The organism is Marinobacter halodurans, from assembly GCF_004327985.1.
GTDB lineage: Bacteria > Pseudomonadota > Gammaproteobacteria > Pseudomonadales > Oleiphilaceae > Marinobacter_A > Marinobacter_A halodurans.
In genome coordinates, this window is the sequence record NZ_SJDL01000037.1 from 1 (window position 1) to 20,027 (window position 20,027).

Sequence of the window (20,027 nt, forward strand, 5' to 3'; positions counted from 1 at the left end):
TTCGGCTAGTAGTTCCCCTTACCGGGCCCACAGGGGACTTGCACCCCCAAGTCATCCGGCCAGCACCACCTGTACCAGAACAGCGCCCGTCAAGGCGCTACGCGCCATGCCTGGCGCACCAAAAAAAGGGGCCGAAAACGGCCCCTCTAAAAATGACGAATGAAACAAGGAAAGTTCGTAAGAACTACAACCTCAAGTAGTCATCCCTTACGCTTTTAATCCTAGGCGGCACGGCGCAAGGCTTCAGTGGTGCTTGTGTAGCGGTTTGTTACAACACGTGTGCCGGCGCGACACCGTTCACACGACGGCCGGTCAGGCGCCGTTTTCACCCTGCCGGCGCGGCCAGACCAGGCTGAAAGCAGCCCCGCCGAGGTCGGCACTGCGGGTGACAAAAGCCTGACCGCCATGCCAGTACAGAATGCGGCGGACGATGGACAGGCCCAGCCCGTAGCCCCCGGACGTGCGCGTGCGACTGTCGTCGAGACGGGCAAACGCCGTGAACACCTTCTCCCAGTCGCTTTCCGGGATACCGGGACCGTCGTCTTCCACATCGACCCGGCAGTTCTGTTCATCGAACCGGCAGCGCACCCGCACCCGGCCGGCGGCGTAACGGCCGGCATTGCCCACCAGATTCTGCAGGGCGCGATGGATGTAGCGCGGCTCCACATCCGACAGGGCCCAGGACTCGCTGTCCCCGATGAACTCGGCACTGAACTGCATGTCCGGCCGCAATCGCTGCTGCTCGTCCACCACCTGACGGGCGATGTCGGCCACGTTGGCCTCCTGCAGATGCATGATCGGACCGCCCTGCTCCAGCCGGGCGTAGGTGAGGATTTCATCGATCAGCTCGTCCAGTTCCTGAATATCGCCGTCAATACCCGCCAGCTGTTTCTGTCGGGAATCCTCGTCCGGGCAGTCTTCAATCATCTGCACACCGAAACGGATCCGGGCTACCGGCGTGCGCAATTCGTGCGAAACGGCATGAATCATCTCCCGCTGCACTTCCACCAGACGCTGGATATGCTCGGCCATGCTGTTGAATGTCCGCCCCAGGCGCCGTACCAGCAGTCCGCGCCGGGAATCGACCCGGGCATTGAGTTCGCCCCGCGCGATACGCACCGCAACGGACTCCACCGCCCGCAGGTTCTGGTCCACGTCGCGCAGCAGGAGGAAAAGGAAAAACCCGGCAATCGCCGCCGCCACGCAGAAAACCAGCAGAATGACCGGCCAAGCCATGGCATGGAACGGCTCGGGCATCGCCATGCGAACCACCGCCCCATCGTTCAGCCGCAGATAGACCTGCGCCGGATCCGATTTCTCCAGCTGCACAAAGGCCAGCCCCCGCTCCACCAGTCGCTCAAGCGTCGGACCGTCAGGGATATCGGCGACGCCGGTGACTGGCTGTATGGCGACATTGAACTCATCGGACAAACTGTCCATGGCGATCGCACGATCCTGGGGCAGCACATCGTTCAGGTGAGTCAGCACCAGCAATGCCGTCGCTTCGCTGACATCCCGGTATAGATCACGGAACGTCACATCGATGATATCGCCGGAGTTCGCGAGCCGAAGCACGTGTACGCCCAGGCTTTCGGTGGTGGTCACCACCTGGCCATAGGACAGGCGCTCTTCCGCCACCGGATCCAGGGTCATCTCCCCGACCGGGACCAGACGCAAGCCATACAGCGCATCCAGCCAGGGATAGCTGACCTGGGGATGAGGCGAGACGGCGAGCCAGTCCATCAGGGGCGTCGCAAACTGTTCTTTCCAGTCACGCTCGCGGACGCTGTTGACTCCGGAAAACAGCCCAGCAGAAAGGGCCAGGATAATGAGTGCCACCAACAGCAGGCGGCCAAACATATTCAGGAAGGGAATTAGGGGCATAGGGCCTTTCCGATGAACGCAACGCCGGCCCGGATCAGGCCGGACAACCGCCGCCGTTGCGATGGATCAGACAGAGATGGTCCCGTCAGGCTTCCTTGACGAACAGATAGCCCTTGCTGCGTACCGTCTTGATGCGACGCGGGTGCACCGGGTCGTCACCGATCTTCGGCCGGATACGGGAAACGCGCACGTCGATGGACCGATCCTGGCCATCGTATTCAATGCCCCGCAGCGCGGTGAAGATTTCCTCCCGGCTCAGGACGCGGCCGGCGCTGGAAGCCAGCAGCCATAGAAGATCGAATTCGGCGCTGGTGAGGTCGATGCTCTCGTTATTGAGCCAGGCCTCGCGCATGGACCGGTCGACCACCAGGTCATTGAACTCCAGTCGCACCGGTTCCTCGGCCGACTTGGGTTCGGCTTCACTCTCGCCCTTGTCGTTGACCCGGCGCAGCAGGGCCCGGATACGCGCCAGCAAAACCCTGGGGCGCACCGGTTTGGAGATGTAGTCGTCGGCACCCATTTCCAGACCCAGAACCTGGTCCAGATCGTCGGTGCGCGCCGTCAGCATCAGAATCGGCCCACTGTAGAAAGGACGAACCCGCCTGCAGATGGAGAGACCATCCTCTCCGGGAAGCATCAGGTCCAGGACGATGATGTCCGGGTCTTCCCGGCGGATCCGCTCGACCGCGTTGGCCCCGTTTTCCTCAACGGAAACGTTCAGGCCATTGCTTTCAAGATATTCCCGCGTCAAATCCGCCAGGCGCTTGTCGTCCTCAACGATGAGGACTCTACAACTCTCGTTAGATTGTTCCACGCCATCCATCTCTGATTTTGTTTTTCCGTTTACCGTCAACTGGCCGCTTGATGGTGCTGGTCTACTCCGGGGCGCACTGCCCCGGCCCTGCCGAGGAGTCCGGACACCATTGAGGTTTAAGCGGCAGCTGCCCTGCTCAAGGCTACGCCATGTAACAGCAATTATACATGCTGTTCAGAAAAATACATGGAATCGACCCACAGTAACAAGTCGTGACATGGCCGGAAATCACTATTGCTGTCACGGGGACGTCACACACCGTTCATTCAACTGCAACCCACGGTTCATAGGCTCGACGGGAAACGGCCATAAAGAGAAACCTGTCATGTCAGCAGAACAAGCCCGTTCCGTCAGCACCGCACGTCGCCTGCAGGCGTCCATCACGCGCGAGCCCGCGCTCGTGGAAGCCGCCCAGAAACTGCGCTACCGGGTGTTCTCGGAGGAGTATGGCTCTGACCTCGGCGCCACCACACCCGGCATCGACCGGGACAGCTACGACGCCTTCTGTGACCACCTGATCGTCACCGACAGCCGGACCGGCGAGCTGGTCGCCACCTCCCGCATCCTGCACCAGCGGGATGCCGAACGTGCCGGCGGTTTCTACTCGGAAGGCGAATTCGAACTGGCAAGCCTGCACCGGCTCGCCGGCCAGATCGCCGAACTCGGACGCACCTGCGTGCATCCGGATTACCGCTCCGGCGCCACCATCAGCCTACTGTGGTCATCGCTGGCGGAATACCTCATCCGGGAGCAGGTCGATTATCTGATTGGCTGTGCCAGCATCGGCATGGCGGACGGTGGCCTGAAAGCCTGGCGCATTACCCAGCAGTTGCAGGCGCGTTACCTGACCGGGGCGCATCAGCGGGTCAGGCCCAGACGTGACCTGCCACATCTCACCCACGTCTCCGCCAGCCGCCAGGCACCGGTGCAGATTCCGCCGCTGATCCGCGCTTACATGCGCCTGGGGGCGCGGGTCTGTGGCGAGCCCTGCTGGGACCCGGACTTCCGCTGCGCGGACCTGCTGGTGCTGCTGGAAGTCAGCCGCCTGGCTGGCCGCTATAGCCGCCACTTCATGCGCCCGGCGGAGGCGTCGGCCACATGCTGATGCGACCGCTGCGCCTGGCCGGGCGATTGACGCTGTTCGGCACGGCCCTGCTGTTCTGCGCCACGCTGGCTGCAGTCGTCAGCGTGACCGAAACGGTGGCCCGCCGGAACATCGGCCGTGCCCCATTCGCCCGCACCTGCTTCGGGCTGGCGTGCCGCTGCCTGGGCTTTCGGGTGAACATCCGGGGCGAGCGCCCCCGGACAACCACCCTGATCGTCAGCAACCATATCTCCTGGTCGGACATCCCCATCCTGGGCAGCGTTGTTCCCCTGCGTTTCCTGTCCAAGATCGAGGTCCGTCACTGGCCGGTCATCGGCTGGTTGGCGGAACAGGCCGGTACCCTGTTCATTCGCCGCGGCAGCGGGCAGGCGGGCGCCGCACGGGATCAGATTGCCCGGGCGCTGGGCGGCGGGGAGTCGGTGCTGGTTTTTCCGGAGGGAACCACGAGCGTCGGCATCACGGTGCTGCCGTTCCACAGTCGCCTGCTGACCGCGGCAATCACCGCGGGGGTGCCGATACAGCCCATCAGCATCGGCTATCGGCGTGGTCACCATCCCGATCCACTGGCGCCTTTTGTCGGGGATGATCAGTTCGAGAAACACCTGGTACGCATGCTGAAAGAGCCGGCGGTGGAAGTGGATGTCATTCTCCACGCCCCGGTCTACCTGACGGCGGATGAAGACCTCCAGTCCCAGACCCGGGCCCTGCATGCCACCGTGCAACAGGGGCTGGCCGACATTCATCGCGGCACGGGCGACACCGGGGTGCAGCCGGATTGCCAGCCATCGCGCCCGCACCTCGGCGGCACCTGAAGCCGGGGCTGCCTCAGGGTTCCAGGGGCCGACCGGCCGCCATCTCGTCGTCGGTGGCGGCACGCTTGTTGATGATTTCCAGCTCAAAGTAGAGCGTGAAGCCCGCCAGCGGGTGATTGGCATCCACCTTGACCAGGTTGCCATCAATGGCGACCACCTGCACGACCTGCGCCTCCTCGCCGCTGTTGGTCTGGAATTTCATGCCCGGCCGCAGGTCTTCCACGTCGGCAAAGGCCGAGCGCGGCACCTTGCGGATCAGTTCCGGGTTGATCTCGCCATAGGCCATTTCCGGAGGGATGGTCACCTCCAGGCAATCACCGATGCCGCGGTCACGGACCGCTTCCTCGATGCCCTGGATGACATTGCCCGCGCCCAGCAGGAACTGCAGCGGTTCGGCGCCGTCGGAGGTATCCACCACTTCACCTTCTTTGTTCTTCAGGCGGTAGTGGACGGTGTAAATGGAAGAGCGTTGCATAACTCCAGTCCTGTCTTGCGGCTGCACCTCGATACGGGTACAGCAGAATTAATGTTGCCGCAGGGCATGGATCAGTAACCGCTGATCCAGCTTGGCGCGCCAGCCTGACGGCGCCTCGAGGTCCATTCGACGCAGATAGGGTGCCAGGGATTCATCCGCCGGCTCTGACCGCATCGCCCGCCACAGCAGCTTGAGTTTGCCGCTGCGGGATTTGGAGGCGCCCTGCAGGCGTTTCAATGCCTTCATCAGGGTCAGCTCATCGTCGGTGAAATCGCAGCCGAACGGAAACTCGGGAAATTCGTTGCTCCCGGCAGCCTGCAGCGCGTCCCTGACGGACTCCGGCGTGTTCTTCTGCCAGGCCTCCGGCAACCGGAACGAGGCGCGCACCTTACCTGCTTTCTGCGCCTGTTTCAGCAGTTGCGGCTGGAAGCGGGCGTCGGCGATCCGGATCAGGGCCAGATACACGTCCTCGTCGGAACGGCCGCGCAGGTCGGCAATGCCGTACTCGGTGATCACGATGTCCCGCAAATGGCGGGGGATCGTGCAGTGCCCGTAGCTGAACACAATGTTGGACTGCGCCCTGTCGCCGCTGCCCCGGGTACTGCGCAGGGTGATGATCGACCGGCCCCGCGGCAACTCATGTGCCATCGCCACGAAGTTGTACTGCCCGCCGACGCCGCTGACGACGCGACCGTCATCCAGGCCGTCGGACACCACGGTTCCGTCGAGCGTGGCCATCATGGCGGAATTGATGAAGCGGCTTTCATGGCGCTGGGCCACTTTCAGGCGCTGATTGCCAAACCGGTGGTCGTACAGGTGGTTGATGAAGTTGACGCTGGTCATGCAGATCCGCTTCGCTTCGTGCGGCGGGAGACGCCGCAGCCATTCATAGAAATCGGCCGGCCCCAGGTAGAACCCGCCGTGCAGGACCGTGCCGCCGGTCAGGTGGGCCCCCAGGACCGCGGCGATGCGTTCGCGGGCGCTGGCGTCGTCCAGGTCCGGGTCGAAGCTGACATCGTTGACCACCAGGCGCCCACCCCGAAAGGCGACGTCGTCGCGCACGATGCCGAACTGCTGCAGCCACTGGATATCCCGCGCCCGCAGCGGAGAGTCGATCAGCTCCGCCTCCCGCAGGGTATCGAGGGTCGCCATGGACACCTCATGCGTCAGTCTTCCTGCGTTGATCAGTTCCTGCAGGGCCGTGTCCGGATACACCGCCCGGGTCAGGATGCCGGCCTCAAGCAGGTGCATGAACCCGTCCACCATCATTTCACTGCAGCCGTACAACCCGTCACGAAACGGCTCGGCGCCACCCCACTCTGCCGCCACGGGGAAACGCCCGGCGACGTCCAGATGATCGTAGACCCGTCGATAGGCGGCGTTGTCCCGGTGACGGAGGATGGCGGAATGCACGACCGCAGCGCCCAGCGAACCGATCCCCACCTGGAGCGTTCCACCATCGCGCAGCAGCGTGCTGGCGTAGAACCCGATCAGGTGGTCGGCGGGCTTGACCGGTTGCTGCGGAACCGGAAACAGCGGGTAATCGTCGGCCGGCGAGTCCACCACCAGGTCGAAGACGTGGGCCGGCACCTCGGCGTCATTGGCCAGGTACGGCAGGGCCCGGTTCACCTCGCCGACGATGGCCACGTCATGCCCTTCAGCCTCCCGTTCCCGCAGCCTTGGAATCAGGTCCAGCGTCAGGTCCGGGTTGCAACTGAGGCTGTAGGCATCACCACCACCCTCCGGCTGCGGCGCCACCATCTGCGCAACGACATTGACCCCCAGCGCCAGCAGATCGCGCACGGCATGGGTGTAGTTGGTGCAGATATAGTTCTGTTGCTGCTGGCGATTGTTCAGGAAGGAGCCGGCCTTGAAGAAGAACTCGGACACGGTGACATTATCGGGCAGCTTACCGTTCACCACGTCCCGTGCGTAAGCCAGCTCGGGGATATGCCCGAACAGCCGCTCGGCGAAGGGCTGGATGAAGCGTTTTTCCAGCGACGACTTTCCCGCAGGCGCGAGAGGCGATATGGCCGTCACGATATGCAGTTTCAGCCCGGGGTCGGCCTTGGCCCGGGCATAAAGGGCGTTGGCCAGGTGAATCGGCTTACCCAGCCCCAGGGGCAAACCCAGGATGATGTCGTGTCCCACCCGTTCGATAATGGCATCGACACAGGCATCGGGTCGGGGAAACACAATCGGTGCAACCGCCATAAATCTCTCCTTGACCAGGCCAGGACGTCATCCGGTTTGGATTCCGGACGGTCCGCAATTCAGTGCCAAAAGATCATCACATGAGGAGCTTGGAGGAACAACGGTTGCGGGTCATTTTGCGGAAGGGAGCAACAGGCCTGTGGCCGGCTTAAAAATTCCACTTCAGGTTCAGGCAGGCGCCGTCACCCTCATCAATCAGCGCCAGACCATGATCGGCGCGCAGGCTTTCCGACGCGTAGCGTTTGCCATCGTCATCGTTGCTGGAAAAGCGCCACTGCAACAGTCGCGAGCCGACCTCGACGGCCGCCTCCACGTCATCCTGCTGCAGGTCATCCGGCATCGCATCCTGCGCGGCATACCGGTTGTCGTAGGCGTCTTCCCGGTATTCAGTGCGCTCGGCCGCATCCGCCTTGACCACGAAAGCCAGGGAGTTGAGAACCAGCAGTAGGAGGAAGATACGAATGACCATGAAGACAGCCCGAAAAACGTCCGAAATCGCTTAAATTGGTTAGACATTAGTCTATCAATGAACGATCTGTAAAATGTGATTAATCGCAAACTTTGACGGCATTCCGGCGCCCTGCCGCCATTTTTTTGTCAACAAACGGTCACGCCGTGTAACGATGTTTTACCCGCCCGCTCCCTCGTCAGTCGGACCGGGCCGAGAGCCAGTCGGCACTGATCCGCCAGGTGTTCCCGGGAGCGCCGGCACCGGCAAAGACGCCGGCATGACCACCGGGTACAACGCAGAACTCCCGATCCTTCGAAGCCACGATGTCCATCACCTTATGGGCGGCCGGTATCTTCACCAGCCTGTCCGTTTCTCCGGCAAAGGCCAGGAGGGCACAATCAATACGGTCGAAGGTCGCCTTTTCGCCGCCCAGTTTGATACTGCCCCGGGCCATACGGTTGTTCAGGGCCATGTGCACGACCATGCCTTTGATGGTTTCACCGGGATAGTCGACCATGTCGTTGAACCATGTCTGCATGGTGCTGTGGACTTTCACGTAATCCCGGTCCCACAGGTTCACCGCCAGTTCCAGCGAGCTCACCAGACTGCCCACCGGATTGGTCAGCTTGAACGCCAGGGCACTCATCCAGCCCGGGACATGGAAATAGCCCGCCGGCAAATCCAGCAGGGAAACATTCAACACGCCGGAGACAATCTGGGCCGGTCGGTAAACCGCCGACAGGAACCCGCCGGCGACGCCCATCTGGTGCATGTCCACCGGGCTGGCCACCGTGACCATGTTGCGGATGTGGCGATCACCGGACGCCGCAGCGTACATCAGTGACAGCAACCCGCCCATACAGTAGGCAAGGATGGACACATCGGCCTGCCCACTCTCCCGCCGGACCGCATCAACGGCAGCGGGCATCCACTCCAGCACATAGGTCTCCAGCGACAGATCGCTGTGGTCGGCCGTGACCTCGCCCCAGTCCACCAGGTAGACGTCAAAACCCCGCGCCAGCAGGTAGCGCACCAGTGAACGCTGTGGCAGCAGATCGAAAATCATGGAGGTGGCAGCCAGCGGCGGAACCAGCAGCACCGGCACCCGATAACGGTGGGCGGAGACGGACATGGGCTCGTTACCCACCTGGATCTCATCCACCGCAAGCGCCTGATAGTGACGCACGCTCATGATGCCGTCGCGATGGATCGTGCGGTACGGGGTCTGGTTGGAAATGTTGAAGTGATCCGAAAACAGGCGCCGTTCCACCGAATGGACAGCGGCCGAGAGCAGCTTGCCGGTGAGGCTGTCTTTGCGACGCGGACGCATCAGGAATTCCGTTGTTGTTATCTGCAATACCGTGATGGTGGGCCAACTGCGCCGGGCGTGCAATGGCGCCCGGTGCAACGGTCCCACGCCGTTCCGGTCAATCCAGGAAGGAGCCGTGGGTTACGGACAGGGGTAGGTGAATTCGGCGTGCAGGTCTTCGATCGCCTGCAACACGTCTGCCGACAGGGTCACCTCCGCCGACGCCACGTTTTCCTTCAACTGCGTCATTGTGGTCGCCCCGATGATGTTGCTGGTGACGAAGCTGCGGCTGTTCACATAGGCCAGCGCCAGTTGCGTCAGGCTCAGACCGTGCTGTGCCGCCAGGTCCGCATAGGCCTGGGTGGTCACATCGGCACGCGGGCCGCTGTATCGCTGGAAGCGTTCGAACAGGGTCAGACGCGCCCCTTCCGGCTTTTTGCCGCCCAGGTACTTGCCGGACAGGACCCCGAAAGCCAGCGGCGAGTACGCCAGCAGGCCGACGCCCTCCCGGTGGGCAATTTCCGCACCGCCCACCTCGAACGAGCGGTTAAGCAGGTTGTACGGATTCTGGATACTGACCGGTCGCGGCCAGCCGTTCTGCTCGGCCAGCTGCAGGTAGCGCATCGTGCCCCAGGGCGTTTCGTTGGACAGGCCGACATGACGGACCTTGCCTTCCTGCACCAGTTCGGCCAGGGCTTCCAGGGTGTCCCCGATCGGCGTTGCCTGCTCATCGGCGTTGTGCTGATAGCCCAGCTTGCCGAAAAAGTTGGTGTTCCGGTCCGGCCAGTGCACCTGGTAGAGGTCGATGTAGTCGGTCTTGAGGCGCTGCAGGCTGGCATCCACCGCCGCCCGGATGTGCGGCCGCGTCAGGCGGGGCCCGTCGCGCAGGTAATCCAGGCCATTGCCCGGCCCAGCCACCTTGGAGGCGATGATCAGGTCATCGCGGCGGCCACGCCGCTCCAGCCAGTTGCCCAGGCAAATTTCGGTGGCCCCCTGGGTTTCCTTGCGCGGCGGCACCGGGTACATCTCGGCGGCGTCGATAAAGTTGATGCCGTTGCTGGTGGCGTAGTCCAGCTGCTCGAAGGCCTCGGCCTCGGTGTTCTGCTGGCCCCAGGTCATGGTTCCCAGGCAGATCAGGCTGACTTCCAGGTCGGTAGGTCCCAACGTTCGCTTCTGCATATCTACATCTCCAAAGCCGGTGCATTGTTCAACGGAATGTCACGGGGCTGTCGTCTAACTGTCATCTGGCGTTTCCATAGTGACATGAGCGGCAACGGCAGGCCCGCCAAGGCCTCAGCCCAGATGTTCACCCGGACCCGCTGGCTGGAAAGCGTACTGACTATACCCCAAACCTTCCAGCCGGCCCGAGTTGCAGTCATGACGGAGCGCACTTGATCGAGCGTCAGCGGCACATCGCCATCGTCACCGAAACCTTTCCGCCGGAAATCAACGGCGTGGCCCACACCCTCGGCAAGCTTTGCGAGGGACTGCGCCAGCGCGGGCACCGCGTGTCGGTCATCCGCCCGCGCCAGAAGGGCGAGCCGGCATCAGCGCCCGCCTCCGGCGTCGACCGGACCCTCGCACTCCCGGGCCTGCCGCTGCCGGGCTACCCGGAGTTGCAGTTCGGCCTGACCCGCGCCGGCCGTCTGGTCCGCCATTGGCAGCAGAGTCGCCCCGACGTCATCTACGTTGCCACCGAAGGCCCGCTTGGCCTGGCGGCACTGAGCGCGGCCCGCCGCCTGCAGGTTCCGGTCTGCTCGGGTTTCCACACCAATTTCCACCAGTACAGCCGGCATTACCGGGTCGGCTGGCTGAAAAAGGCGATCGAAAGTTACCTGCGGTGGTTCCACAACCGTACCGAGCTCACCCTGGCCCCCACCCGCTGCATGCAATCGCGGCTTTACGGCATGGGCATCCATCCGGTGGCGGTCTGGAGCCGCGGCGTGGACTGCGAGCGTTTCACGCCGGCCCGCCGTGACCGGGCCCTCAGGAAGAGCTGGGGCCTGGGCGATCGCGATCTGGGGGTCATCTATGTGGGCCGCCTCGCTGCGGAGAAGAATCTGTCGCTGGTGATTTCGACCTTCGAGCGCCTGCGCAACATCCATCCACGCGCCCGGCTGATCCTGGTGGGCGACGGCCCCCTGCACCGCCGCCTGGAGGAACGCCACCCGGACTACCTGTTCTGCCTCACGCAGCGCGGCGAAGCCCTGGCCAGGCACTACGCCTCGGCGGACCTGTTCCTGTTTCCCAGCAGGACCGAAACCTTCGGCAACGTGGTGACCGAGGCCATGGCCAGCGGCCTGGCCCTGGTGGCCTTCGACGATGCCGCCGCCAGCGAGCATCTGCGCCATGAAGAAAACGGGATGAAGGTGCCCCTCGACGACCCGGCGGCCTTCACCGAAGCGGCCCTGCGCCTGGCGGATCAGCCATCGCTGGTGAGCCGGCTGCGCAGCCAGGCCCGGCTGGACGCCCTGGATATCCACTGGCCCGGACTGGTCGAACAGTTCGAAAACATCGTCTTCAATCTCCGCTATCGGGAGAAAAGCCATGCCGGCAAGCAAAGCGTCTCGCTTCTTTGAACGGGTCGACCAGCGGGAATTCCTGCTGTGTCAGAGCATCAACGGTTGTTTGCGCTACCGTTTCGTCCTGCCCTACTTCCGGGTGGCAAGCCGACTGGGCGATGGCTGGTTCTGGTACGCCCTGATCCTCGCCCTGCCGCTGCTGCACCCTGAAGCCGGCCTGGCCGTCGCCCTGCTGATGGCCACCACCGGGGGCGTCTGCACGCTGACCTACAAGGGGCTGAAGAAGACATTGATTCGCGAGCGCCCTTTCATCTCCTTCCCCGCGATTCACTGCGGCACACCGCCACTGGACCGCTACAGCTTTCCGTCCGGCCACACGCTGCACGCGGTCTGCTTCAATACACTGCTGGCCATGACGCTGCCGGACCTGGCCCTGCTGATCCTGCCGTTTACCCTGAGCGTCGCGGCCTCCCGTGTGGTGCTGGGCCTGCACTACCCCAGCGATGTGCTGGCCGGAGCGGTGATCGGCGGCGGCATGGGGACCATCGCGTCCTACGCGCTGCCGACGTTCATGCCGATGGCGTAATCACGCCGGCAGCGATCGCCCTACTCGAATAGCCGCAACTGGCGCGTTGGCGCGCTGTCGTCGCGAAAGCGCACCCCCAGCCCAAGCAGCCTGACCGGCCGGTCCGCCTGCTTGTAGAGTTCCTCCAGCAGCGGCTGGAAATCGTCCGCCACCGGCGCCTCCACCCTATCCCGCACGCGCTCCAGGGTATGGGTAGAGAAGTCGCTGTAACGCAGCTTGACGAAAAGTTTATGGATAGGCCGGTCGGATTTGCGACTCAGGCGGCGCTCCAGGTCCTGCACCAGCGATGCCATCACCCGGTAGCAGGCGTCCCGGTTCGGCAGGTCCTGGGAAAACGTCCGTTCCACGGAAACCGACTTGGCGATGCGGGTCACCGTGACCGGGCGGTTATCCTCGCCCCGCGCCATATGATAGAGCCGGGCCCCGTGCCGCCCGAAGCGCTCCACCAGATCTTCCCGGCTGAACTGCTGTAATTGGCCGCAGGTGGCTGCGCCCATGTCGTGCAACTTGCCGGCGGTGACCTTACCCACACCGAACAGCTTTTCCACCGGCAGGTTGACCACAAAGGCGTCCACGTCCTCCGGCCGGATCACGAACAGCCCGTCCGGCTTTTCCCAGTCGCTGGCAATCTTGGCCAGGAACTTGTTGGGTGCCACGCCGGCCGAGACGGTGATGCCCACCTCGTCCCGGACCCGCTCACGCAGGTAACGGGCCATCAGGGTTGCGCTGCCCTTGTGATCCTCGACGTCGCTCACATCCAGGAAAGCCTCGTCCAGCGACAGCGGTTCGATGATATCGGTCAGTTCCCGGAATATCGTCATCACCTGCTGCGAGACGGCCCGGTAACGTGCCATGTCCACGGGCACCGTCACCAGGTCCGGGCAGCGCCGGCGGGCCTCGGCGCCGGGCATGGCCGAGCGTACGCCATATTCCCGGGCCAGGTAATTGCAGGTGGACACCACACCCCGCGGCCCACCGCCCCCCACCGCCAGCGGCACCGTGCGCAGGGACGGGTCGTCCCGCATTTCCACCGCCGCGTAGAAGCAGTCGCAGTCCAGATGAATGATCTTGCGTTGGGCCATATCTCCGGGATTCACCTGCCAGATCGGATGGCTGTATATTTATACAGACTTGTATCTTACCGCTGTATGCCGAGAATGTCAGGATTCATCAACGAGAGGTGTCTGCAATGACGGACCGGACCCAGAACCAAACCGAAATCGAAGCGGCGGTGTTTCGCCGGCTGGTCGAGCATCTGCGCACCCACACCGATGTCCAGAATATCGACCTGATGAACCTCGCCGGATTCTGCCGCAACTGTCTGTCCAAGTGGTACCGGGCCGAGGCCGAAGCCCGCGGCGAGACCCTGTCCGACCCGCAGGCCCGGGAACTCATCTACGGCATGCCCTACGATGAGTGGAAGGCCCGCTACCAGACCGGTAGCAAGCAATCCGTCGACAAGTCGGACCAATGATGAACTTCCAGAGCGCCCTGCGTATTCACCTGGCCGCGCTCCAGGCCGGTCGTTCCGATTTCGAGGACACACTGGCCCTGATCGATCGTTTTTTCGAGTTCACCCCCACGGCGTTCCGCAACGGCCCGCTGGAAAACGAACGCGAAGAGAACGGCGGCTCCTGCCGCATCTTTGCCCTGGGCCAGCTGGCTGGCCTGCCGGAGCAACAGACCCTCGCCTGCTTCGGGCGCCATTACCGCACCGTAATGGATGATCCGTCCGGAACCAGCCACGCTAACATCAGGCAGTTTATAAGCACCGGCTGGTCGGGCATCGAGTTTGGCGGGCGGGCGCTGGTATTCCGGTCGTCGCCGCTCGATGCACCGGACCCTGAATCCACCCAACACAAGACCAACAACGGAGTAGAACGCTGATGCCGGAAGCGGACGCCACCCAAACCAGTCAGTGCTTCCAGCTCAAGGGCGCGAACGTCTCGCTGACCGCCCTGGAACTGCATTTCTTTGAGGAAGACGCCTTCGAGGAGACCCTGCGCGACAAGATCCGCCAGGCGCCCGGCTTCTTCCGGGATATCCCGCTGGTGGTGAGCCTGGAGAAATACGAAGGCCCGACGGCGGAACTGGATTTCTTCAAGCTGATTGGTATCTGCCGCCGCCACAATATCCATGTGGTTGCCGTCCGCGGGGGCGACGAGGACCAGCGTCGATTGGCCCGAAATGCCGCATTGGCCCTGCTGCCGGCCACGGCCCAGCGCGAACCCCGAGCGCCGGAACCGGCCGAAGAAGCGGTCGAAGAGGCGGCGCCGACCACGCCCGATCCGGCGCCAACCGCGGCCGGCCCCGCCCCGGCGGCGGCACGGCTGATTACCCAGCCGGTACGCTCCGGCCAGCAGGTCTATGCCCCCGAAGGCGACCTGATCATCCTGGCGCCGGTGCAGGCCGGGGCCGAGGTGCTGGCCGCCGGCAACATCCACGTCTACGGTCCGTTGCGCGGTCGCGCCCTGGCCGGTGTGCACGGCCTCTCAGAAGCGCGGGTTTTCTGCCAATCGCTCGAAGCAGAGCTTGTCTCCATTGCCGGACACTATAAAATCTCGGAAGATCTGCAGGAGCAGGGCTGGAAGCAGGCTGTACAGCTCCAGCTCAAGGATGATCTGCTGGTGGTCACCCCACTCGACAAATAAGGCGAACCTTTGAAAAGGTTCCGGAAACAGGGAATCGCCCCACGGGGCCATTGGATTTACAGAACGCTTCACTTTCAGCTAACAGGACTGCAACCTTGGCTAAGATAATCGTCGTTACCTCAGGTAAAGGTGGCGTGGGCAAGACCACAACCAGCGCCTCGATCAGCACCGGCCTGGCGCGTCGCGGCTTCAAGACCGTAGTCATCGACTTCGATGTGGGCCTGCGCAACCTTGATCTCATCATGAACTGCGAACGCCGTGTGGTGTACGACTTCGTCAACGTCATCCAGGGCGAAGCGTCCCTCAACCAGGCGCTCATCAAGGACAAGCGGGTCGAGACCCTCTACATCCTGCCGGCTTCCCAGACACGCGAAAAGGAAGCGCTGACCCAGGAAGGCGTCGAGAGGGTTCTGAACGAGCTGGCCGAAACCTTCGACTACATCGTCTGCGACTCCCCGGCCGGGATCGAGCACGGCGCGCAGATGGCGCTCTACTACGCCGACGAAGCCATCGTCGTCACCAACCCGGAAGTCTCCTCGGTACGCGACTCCGACCGTATCCTGGGCATCCTGCAGAGCAAATCCCGTCGCTCGGAGATGGGGCTGGATCCGGTCAAGGAGCATCTGCTGCTGACCCGTTACAACCCGGATCGCGTCGATCGGGGCGAGATGCTGTCGGTCGGCGACGTCGAGGAAATTCTGGCCATCCCCCTGCTGGGTGTGATTCCGGAGTCCCAGATTGTCCTCAACGCGTCGAACCAGGGGATGCCGGTTATCCTGGAAAACGACAGCGATGCCGGCCAGGCCTATGAAGACGCAGTCGGCCGGCTGCTGGGTGAAGAACGCGAGCACCGCTTCCTGACTGCGGCCAAAAAGGGATTTTTCTCACGCATGTTCAAGGGGTGAGGCCGAATGAGTTTTTTCGACTACTTCAAGAGTAAGAAGAAGAGCACAGCAAGCGTCGCCAAGGAGCGACTGCAGATCATCGTCGCCCACGAGCGCGGCATGCGGGATCAGCCGGACTACCTGCCGCAGTTGCAGCAGGAGCTGATCGCCGTGATTCGCAAATACGTGCAGATCGATGACGACATGGTCCAGGTCGAGCTGGATCGCAATGAAGACTGCTCGGTCCTGGAACTGAACGTTACCCTGCCCGAGCATCAGCCGTGAACCGTCCGGACCGGCGCATTCCCGCGCCGGTCCAACCTGCCTACCAGCGGGCGAAATGATCCTCCATCAACCCCCGCAACCCGGACACCGCCACAGTCCGGCCATTATGCCCGACGACATGACCGCTGAAGGTCCCCGCGTATTGGCGGAAATTGGACGCCAGCAGCCCGACATTCAGCTTCTCCCGCCGCACACCAGCCGGCTCAAACGTGAGGTCGACGCGGCCATCCGACGTTGTCACACGCCAGGGTGAATCCGGCGAGTAGCGATCGAACCCGAAACGGGCCAGATCCAGCTTGATGAGTTCGCCATCCAGCCACAGGGCGTTTTCGGTAATACCGGTCTCGTTGACGCCGGCCGCCAGGTTCAGGCCGATAACCGTTCCATCGCCCGCCTTTCCGGCCAGGCAGGCCCAGTTCCAGGCCGTCTCCCGGCGCATGAAACCCGCGCTCCAGTCGATGGTGCCGCGCATGCGTTCATCGAAGACATAGACCCTGTCGCCCCAGCGGACCTCGCCGCTCACCGGCAGGCCCGCGGACTTGCGGGTGAAGACCCAGCCATCGTACCCGGCACGACTGCAGACCCGCAGCGGTGCCTCATCGTCGCCCAGCGTCAACTGCAAGGCCACCCCACTCGCCACCAGGTCTACCCGGCGCTGACGGCCTTCACCGCGAATGTCGATTCTTGTCCCGCCCCGGGCGAAACGACAACGGCCGCCTTCCGGATCCTGATCGCAGTCCGTTCCCAGCGCCAACGGACTCAACCAGCTGCATTCCTGCATCTCTCCGCTGCGGAAATCGTAGAGATAGAAAAAGGCGTTGCTGACCAGCCGCAGGTCGACGACAGCCAACCCCATCAGCCAGTCCGGCCCCATGGCGCTGATGAACTGGAACTGGTTGAAACGCCAGTAGCGGGCCAGACGGGAACGGGGCCGGTCCATCACCGAGCGCAGGTCAAAGTCGCGGTAGTTGACGTGGTCCACCGGCGTGTCGAGGGTACCGAGACGGGGCTGGCCGTTGGGCAGGATCAGATCCATGAGTCCGTGTTTTCCTTCTTGTGACGACTCCCGGCCAGGTCAACCGGGACACGCTTTCGCAGATCCCCAAAACTGCCGGACAGGTATCATTCTGGCATTTGAACCGCGTGTTATCGTACCGGCCACCGTCGACGAACAGAAGGTTCTCCCGTTGAGACTGACCACACGCGCACGCTTTTCCCTGCTACTCGCCGCCCTGCTCATGCCGGTTGCCGGTATCGCCGGCTCCCTGCCGCCGCTGGACGCCGATTGGCACCTGCAAAAGGAAACCGGTGACATCCGTATCTACACCACCGAGGTCGAAGGCTCGGACTTCGAAGCCTTCAAGGCCGTAGCGGACCTGGATGTCTCCCTGGCGGCGCTGATGGCGGTCATGATCAACCCCAAGTCCTGTCTGGAGTGGGTGCATAATTGTTCGGTATCCGAAGCATTCGGCAACGGCAATTTTCAGGACCGTTACGCCTATTCCGTCAACGACATGCCCTGGCCGGTACAGGATCGCGACTACGTCCTGCGCATTCGCACCCACGGCGACCGGCAGAGCGGCGTGGTGGAAATGGACCTCAATGCCGTGCCCGGCGCCCGCCCCGGGGACGACGACTACGTACGGGTGGACCAATCGGACACCCTCTATCGTTTCGAACCGCTGGGCCCGGAGCACACCCGCATGACCTGGGTCCAGCACACCGAGCCCAACGGCGCCATTCCCAGCTGGCTGGTGAATTCCCTGGTCATCGACATTCCCGTCAAGTCCATGCACAGCCTGGAAAAGGTCGCCCACAAGCCCCGCTATGCGGGTTACCGGCTGGTCTACAACGATCGGGGCGAATTGGTGAATGTGGTCAAATCCGGTCACACGGAGGGTGACGACGAATAAAAGAGCGTATAAGCTCTTACTAGAATCCTGGAAAAGGATGCAGGTGAACGCATCGGAAGAATGCTACACCTGTTGGTACACCCGGGGGCCTCGAGCAGTCCAGCTGGACGGGACGCCAACAACGGTTTAAAGGCCCCGCGCGTCAGAGCAGGATAGCGATAATGACGGTTCTCGCACGCGAGATCATGACACCCAGTGTAAAAGCAGTCCCCCAGTCCTGGACGATGGACCAGTTCACCCGGTTCCTCACCGACCACGAAATCACCGGCAGCCCGGTCATCAATGACGAGGGGCGCATCGTCGGCATCGCCACCCTCAAGGACGTGGCCGAATTCCGCTGGTCCTCCTCCCGGCCTTCCGATGCCGAGCAGCAACTGACGCCGGAAGAGCAGCAGGAAGCCCGCCGCTTGCGCATGTTCATCTTCGAGGAAATGGGCAAACTGCCCGTGGAAGTCCGGGACATCATGACCCCCATCGTCGTCTCGGTCGCCGAGGATACCCCCGTGCGGGAAATCGCCGACCTGATGATGGAAGAACACCTGCACCGCATCTTTGTCACCCACGAAGGAGAAGTGACCGGCATCATAACCACCTACGACATGCTGAAACTGATCTCCGACAACTCGCTGACACAGCGCTGCCTGCCATGACCGAAACGGCAACGCGTGATCACGCGTCCGCGGAGACCGATCAAAACGTCCATTGCGAGGTATCGAGCCCTATGCCCTCAGCACCGCAAGAGCGGAAAAAGATGTACGTCCTCGACACCAACGTCCTGATCCACGACCCCAACGCCCTGCTCAACTTCGAAGAACACGATGTGATCATCCCCATGACCGTCCTGGAGGAACTGGACAGTCTGAAGTCCGGCAAACAGGCGGTTGCCGCGGATTGCCGCCAGGCCATCCGCAATATCGACAAGCTCCTGGGCGATGCCAGCCCCAAAGACATCGAGCGCGGGGTGCCGATCGTCCGTGCCCGCAAGGCGGACCCGCTGGGTACGCTGTCGATCCTGATGAGCACCGAGCACTCGAACAACCACGCCCTGCCCGAGCACCTCAACGACAACAAGATCATCAACACCCTGGCGGCCCTGCAGGCCCGCAACACGGAACGGGACATCATCCTGGTCAGCAAGGACATCAATATGCGCCTGAAGGCGCGGGGCTTCGGCGTGGAGGCCCAGGACTACCACAACGACCAGCTACTGGACGACATCGACCTGCTCCCGAAGGGCTACCGGGAATTCAGCGGTTCGTTCTGGGACACCATCAACAAGGTGGAAACCGTCCAGCGTGAAGGGGTAACCGAGCACATCCTGCGGCGCGAAGGCGAACTGGCCAAACTCAATATCAACGAGTTCGTGCTCGACGAGCAGGGTTTTGTCGGCAAGGTGGTGGACATCGAGGAGGAGCGCATGGTCCTGCAGGACCTCCACCAGCATGATCTGCTGCACCGGGAAGTCTGGGGCCTGGTGCCGCGGGACATCTACCAGGCGGTGGCCCTGAACCTGCTGATGGACCCGGAAGTGCACCTGGTCAACCTGACCGGTTCCGCCGGTTCGGGCAAGACCATCCTGGCCCTGGCGGCCTGCATCGAGCTGACCGTCGCCAGCAAGACCTACAAGCGCATCATCGCCACCCGCAGCACCCAGGGGCTGGATGAGGATATCGGCTTCCTGCCGGGCACGGAGGCGGAAAAGATGGAGCCCTGGCTGGGCGCGATCGTCGACAACCTGGAGGCCCTGCACGAGGACGACGAGAACATGACCGCCAGCGTGGACTACATCCTGTCCAAGGTGCCGCTGCACTTCAAATCGCTGAACTACATCCGCGGGCGCAGCTTCCAGCACAGCCTGATCATCATCGACGAATCCCAGAACCTGACACCGCACCAGATCAAGACCATCATCACCCGGGCCGGCAACGGCTCCAAGGTGATCTGCCTGGGCAACCTGGCGCAGATCGATACGCCCTACCTGAGCGGCCTGAGCTCCGGTCTGACCTACATGACCGAACGCTTCAAGGGCTTCCGCCACGGCGGGCACATCCATCTGCAAGGGGTGCCAAGGTCTGCTCTGGCGGAGTTTGCGGAAGCGAATCTGTAGGGAGATCCATCAACG

Annotated in this window: 21 protein-coding genes; 12 read left to right on the forward strand and 9 right to left on the reverse strand. The window is 62.9% G+C overall.

Annotated elements, in window-relative coordinates; genetic code table 11:
• Positions 1–312: 312 nt before the first annotated feature.
• Positions 313–1,884 (reverse strand): ATP-binding protein, encoded by a 1,572-nt coding sequence (locus EZI54_RS18725; RefSeq protein ID WP_131483412.1) that lies wholly within the window; start codon positions 1,882–1,884, stop codon positions 313–315.
• Between the two features lie 85 nt (positions 1,885–1,969).
• Positions 1,970–2,707, reverse strand: coding sequence for a response regulator (locus tag EZI54_RS18730; RefSeq protein ID WP_131483413.1), 738 nt, complete (start codon positions 2,705–2,707; stop codon positions 1,970–1,972).
• A gap of 316 nt (positions 2,708–3,023) precedes the next feature.
• On the opposite strand from EZI54_RS18730, the gene EZI54_RS18735 reads away from it, so the two are divergent.
• Together EZI54_RS18735 and EZI54_RS18740 are read left to right on the forward strand one after the other, a co-directional pair.
• Positions 3,024–3,803 (forward strand): GNAT family N-acetyltransferase, encoded by a 780-nt coding sequence (locus EZI54_RS18735; RefSeq protein ID WP_131483414.1) that lies wholly within the window; start codon positions 3,024–3,026, stop codon positions 3,801–3,803.
• Entirely contained in the window at positions 3,797–4,615 is an 819-nt protein-coding gene (locus tag EZI54_RS18740) for a lysophospholipid acyltransferase family protein (RefSeq protein ID WP_131483415.1), read from the forward strand. Before EZI54_RS18735 ends, EZI54_RS18740 begins: the two co-directional genes overlap by 7 nt.
• Before the next feature lie 13 nt (positions 4,616–4,628).
• Here the strand turns inward: EZI54_RS18740 and EZI54_RS18745 are convergent, their stop codons facing one another.
• The 5 genes from EZI54_RS18745 to EZI54_RS18765 all read right to left on the reverse strand — a co-directional run bounded on the left by EZI54_RS18745 (position 4,629) and on the right by EZI54_RS18765 (position 10,243).
• Positions 4,629–5,090, reverse strand: a complete 462-nt coding sequence (locus EZI54_RS18745; RefSeq protein WP_131483416.1) for an FKBP-type peptidyl-prolyl cis-trans isomerase — start codon at positions 5,088–5,090, stop codon at positions 4,629–4,631.
• Positions 5,091–5,138: 48 nt separating this feature from the next.
• Positions 5,139–7,304 carry an acetyl-CoA hydrolase/transferase C-terminal domain-containing protein gene (locus tag EZI54_RS18750; RefSeq protein WP_131483417.1) on the reverse strand — a complete coding sequence of 722 codons (2,166 nt, stop codon included), beginning with the start codon at positions 7,302–7,304 and terminating at the stop codon, positions 5,139–5,141.
• Positions 7,305–7,452: 148 nt separating this feature from the next.
• Entirely contained in the window at positions 7,453–7,773 is a 321-nt protein-coding gene (locus tag EZI54_RS18755) for a hypothetical protein (protein ID WP_131483418.1), read from the reverse strand.
• A 178-nt stretch (positions 7,774–7,951) separates the two neighbouring features.
• Complete coding sequence (locus EZI54_RS18760; protein WP_131483419.1) at positions 7,952–9,085, reverse strand: alpha/beta fold hydrolase; 1,134 nt, start codon at positions 9,083–9,085, stop codon at positions 7,952–7,954.
• Positions 9,086–9,205: 120 nt separating this feature from the next.
• A complete protein-coding gene (locus tag EZI54_RS18765) occupies positions 9,206–10,243 on the reverse strand; it encodes an NADP(H)-dependent aldo-keto reductase (RefSeq protein WP_131483420.1) in 1,038 nt (345 codons plus the stop codon).
• Between the two features lie 212 nt (positions 10,244–10,455).
• On the opposite strand from EZI54_RS18765, the gene EZI54_RS18770 reads away from it, so the two are divergent.
• The gene (locus EZI54_RS18770; RefSeq protein WP_131483421.1) at positions 10,456–11,643 is read left to right on the forward strand and encodes a glycosyltransferase family 4 protein; all 1,188 of its coding nucleotides are present in this window, start codon (positions 10,456–10,458) and stop codon (positions 11,641–11,643) included.
• Positions 11,612–12,172 (forward strand): phosphatase PAP2 family protein, encoded by a 561-nt coding sequence (locus EZI54_RS18775; RefSeq protein WP_131483422.1) that lies wholly within the window; start codon positions 11,612–11,614, stop codon positions 12,170–12,172. Before EZI54_RS18770 ends, EZI54_RS18775 begins: the two co-directional genes overlap by 32 nt.
• A gap of 20 nt (positions 12,173–12,192) precedes the next feature.
• Here EZI54_RS18775 and dinB read toward each other — a convergent pair whose 3' ends face one another.
• A complete protein-coding gene (gene dinB / locus EZI54_RS18780; RefSeq protein ID WP_131483423.1) occupies positions 12,193–13,254 on the reverse strand; it encodes a DNA polymerase IV in 1,062 nt (353 codons plus the stop codon).
• Between the two features lie 107 nt (positions 13,255–13,361).
• Between dinB and EZI54_RS18785 the strand changes: the two genes are divergently transcribed.
• The 5 genes from EZI54_RS18785 (at position 13,362) to minE (ending at position 15,992) form a co-directional block, all read left to right on the forward strand.
• Positions 13,362–13,646, forward strand: a complete 285-nt coding sequence (locus EZI54_RS18785) for a DUF1244 domain-containing protein (protein WP_131483424.1) — start codon at positions 13,362–13,364, stop codon at positions 13,644–13,646.
• Positions 13,643–14,059, forward strand: coding sequence for a HopJ type III effector protein (locus tag EZI54_RS18790; protein WP_242674523.1), 417 nt, complete (start codon positions 13,643–13,645; stop codon positions 14,057–14,059). Before EZI54_RS18785 ends, EZI54_RS18790 begins: the two co-directional genes overlap by 4 nt.
• On the forward strand, positions 14,059–14,823 hold the full coding sequence (gene minC / locus EZI54_RS18795; RefSeq protein WP_131483425.1) for a septum site-determining protein MinC: 765 nt from the start codon (positions 14,059–14,061) through the stop codon (positions 14,821–14,823). The genes EZI54_RS18790 and minC overlap by 1 nt, the downstream gene beginning before the upstream one ends.
• 95 nt (positions 14,824–14,918) lie before the next feature.
• Entirely contained in the window at positions 14,919–15,728 is an 810-nt protein-coding gene (minD, locus tag EZI54_RS18800; RefSeq protein ID WP_131483426.1) for a septum site-determining protein MinD, read from the forward strand.
• Between the two features lie 6 nt (positions 15,729–15,734).
• Entirely contained in the window at positions 15,735–15,992 is a 258-nt protein-coding gene (minE, locus tag EZI54_RS18805) for a cell division topological specificity factor MinE (protein WP_131483427.1), read from the forward strand.
• A 40-nt stretch (positions 15,993–16,032) separates the two neighbouring features.
• On the opposite strand, the gene EZI54_RS18810 is transcribed toward minE, so the two are convergent.
• Entirely contained in the window at positions 16,033–17,028 is a 996-nt protein-coding gene (locus EZI54_RS18810; protein ID WP_131483428.1) for a DUF2804 domain-containing protein, read from the reverse strand.
• 151 nt (positions 17,029–17,179) lie between these two features.
• Here EZI54_RS18810 and EZI54_RS18815 point away from each other — a divergent pair, with 151 nt between their 5' ends.
• From EZI54_RS18815 to EZI54_RS18825, 3 genes are all read left to right on the forward strand, one after another.
• Entirely contained in the window at positions 17,180–17,905 is a 726-nt protein-coding gene (locus tag EZI54_RS18815; protein ID WP_242674524.1) for an START domain-containing protein, read from the forward strand.
• A 161-nt stretch (positions 17,906–18,066) separates the two neighbouring features.
• Complete coding sequence (locus EZI54_RS18820; RefSeq protein WP_131483429.1) at positions 18,067–18,555, forward strand: CBS domain-containing protein; 489 nt, start codon at positions 18,067–18,069, stop codon at positions 18,553–18,555.
• Between the two features lie 101 nt (positions 18,556–18,656).
• Complete coding sequence (locus EZI54_RS18825) at positions 18,657–20,012, forward strand: PhoH family protein (RefSeq protein ID WP_131483430.1); 1,356 nt, start codon at positions 18,657–18,659, stop codon at positions 20,010–20,012.
• The last annotated feature ends 15 nt before the right edge of the window (positions 20,013–20,027 follow it).

What these genes read in the sequence shown, in the direction of transcription:
- EZI54_RS18790 (WP_242674523.1), top strand. Translation starts at nt 13,643, where the DNA reads ATGATGAACTTCCAGAGCGCCCTGCGTATTCACCTGGCCGCGCTCCAG.
- minC (WP_131483425.1), top strand. Translation starts at nt 14,059, where the DNA reads ATGCCGGAAGCGGACGCCACCCAAACCAGTCAGTGCTTCCAGCTCAAG.
- EZI54_RS18775 (WP_131483422.1), top strand. Translation starts at nt 11,612, where the DNA reads ATGCCGGCAAGCAAAGCGTCTCGCTTCTTTGAACGGGTCGACCAGCGG.
- EZI54_RS18730 (WP_131483413.1), bottom strand. Translation starts at nt 2,707, where the DNA reads ATGGATGGCGTGGAACAATCTAACGAGAGTTGTAGAGTCCTCATCGTT.
- EZI54_RS18735 (WP_131483414.1), top strand. Translation starts at nt 3,024, where the DNA reads ATGTCAGCAGAACAAGCCCGTTCCGTCAGCACCGCACGTCGCCTGCAG.
- EZI54_RS18740 (WP_131483415.1), top strand. Translation starts at nt 3,797, where the DNA reads ATGCTGATGCGACCGCTGCGCCTGGCCGGGCGATTGACGCTGTTCGGC.
- EZI54_RS18765 (WP_131483420.1), bottom strand. Translation starts at nt 10,243, where the DNA reads ATGCAGAAGCGAACGTTGGGACCTACCGACCTGGAAGTCAGCCTGATC.
- EZI54_RS18750 (WP_131483417.1), bottom strand. Translation starts at nt 7,304, where the DNA reads ATGGCGGTTGCACCGATTGTGTTTCCCCGACCCGATGCCTGTGTCGAT.
- EZI54_RS18760 (WP_131483419.1), bottom strand. Translation starts at nt 9,085, where the DNA reads ATGCGTCCGCGTCGCAAAGACAGCCTCACCGGCAAGCTGCTCTCGGCC.
- EZI54_RS18820 (WP_131483429.1), top strand. Translation starts at nt 18,067, where the DNA reads ATGACGGTTCTCGCACGCGAGATCATGACACCCAGTGTAAAAGCAGTC.
- EZI54_RS18745 (WP_131483416.1), bottom strand. Translation starts at nt 5,090, where the DNA reads ATGCAACGCTCTTCCATTTACACCGTCCACTACCGCCTGAAGAACAAA.
- EZI54_RS18755 (WP_131483418.1), bottom strand. Translation starts at nt 7,773, where the DNA reads ATGGTCATTCGTATCTTCCTCCTACTGCTGGTTCTCAACTCCCTGGCT.
- EZI54_RS18825 (WP_131483430.1), top strand. Translation starts at nt 18,657, where the DNA reads ATGTACGTCCTCGACACCAACGTCCTGATCCACGACCCCAACGCCCTG.
- dinB (WP_131483423.1), bottom strand. Translation starts at nt 13,254, where the DNA reads ATGGCCCAACGCAAGATCATTCATCTGGACTGCGACTGCTTCTACGCG.
- EZI54_RS18785 (WP_131483424.1), top strand. Translation starts at nt 13,362, where the DNA reads ATGACGGACCGGACCCAGAACCAAACCGAAATCGAAGCGGCGGTGTTT.
- EZI54_RS18810 (WP_131483428.1), bottom strand. Translation starts at nt 17,028, where the DNA reads ATGGATCTGATCCTGCCCAACGGCCAGCCCCGTCTCGGTACCCTCGAC.
- minE (WP_131483427.1), top strand. Translation starts at nt 15,735, where the DNA reads ATGAGTTTTTTCGACTACTTCAAGAGTAAGAAGAAGAGCACAGCAAGC.
- EZI54_RS18725 (WP_131483412.1), bottom strand. Translation starts at nt 1,884, where the DNA reads ATGCCCCTAATTCCCTTCCTGAATATGTTTGGCCGCCTGCTGTTGGTG.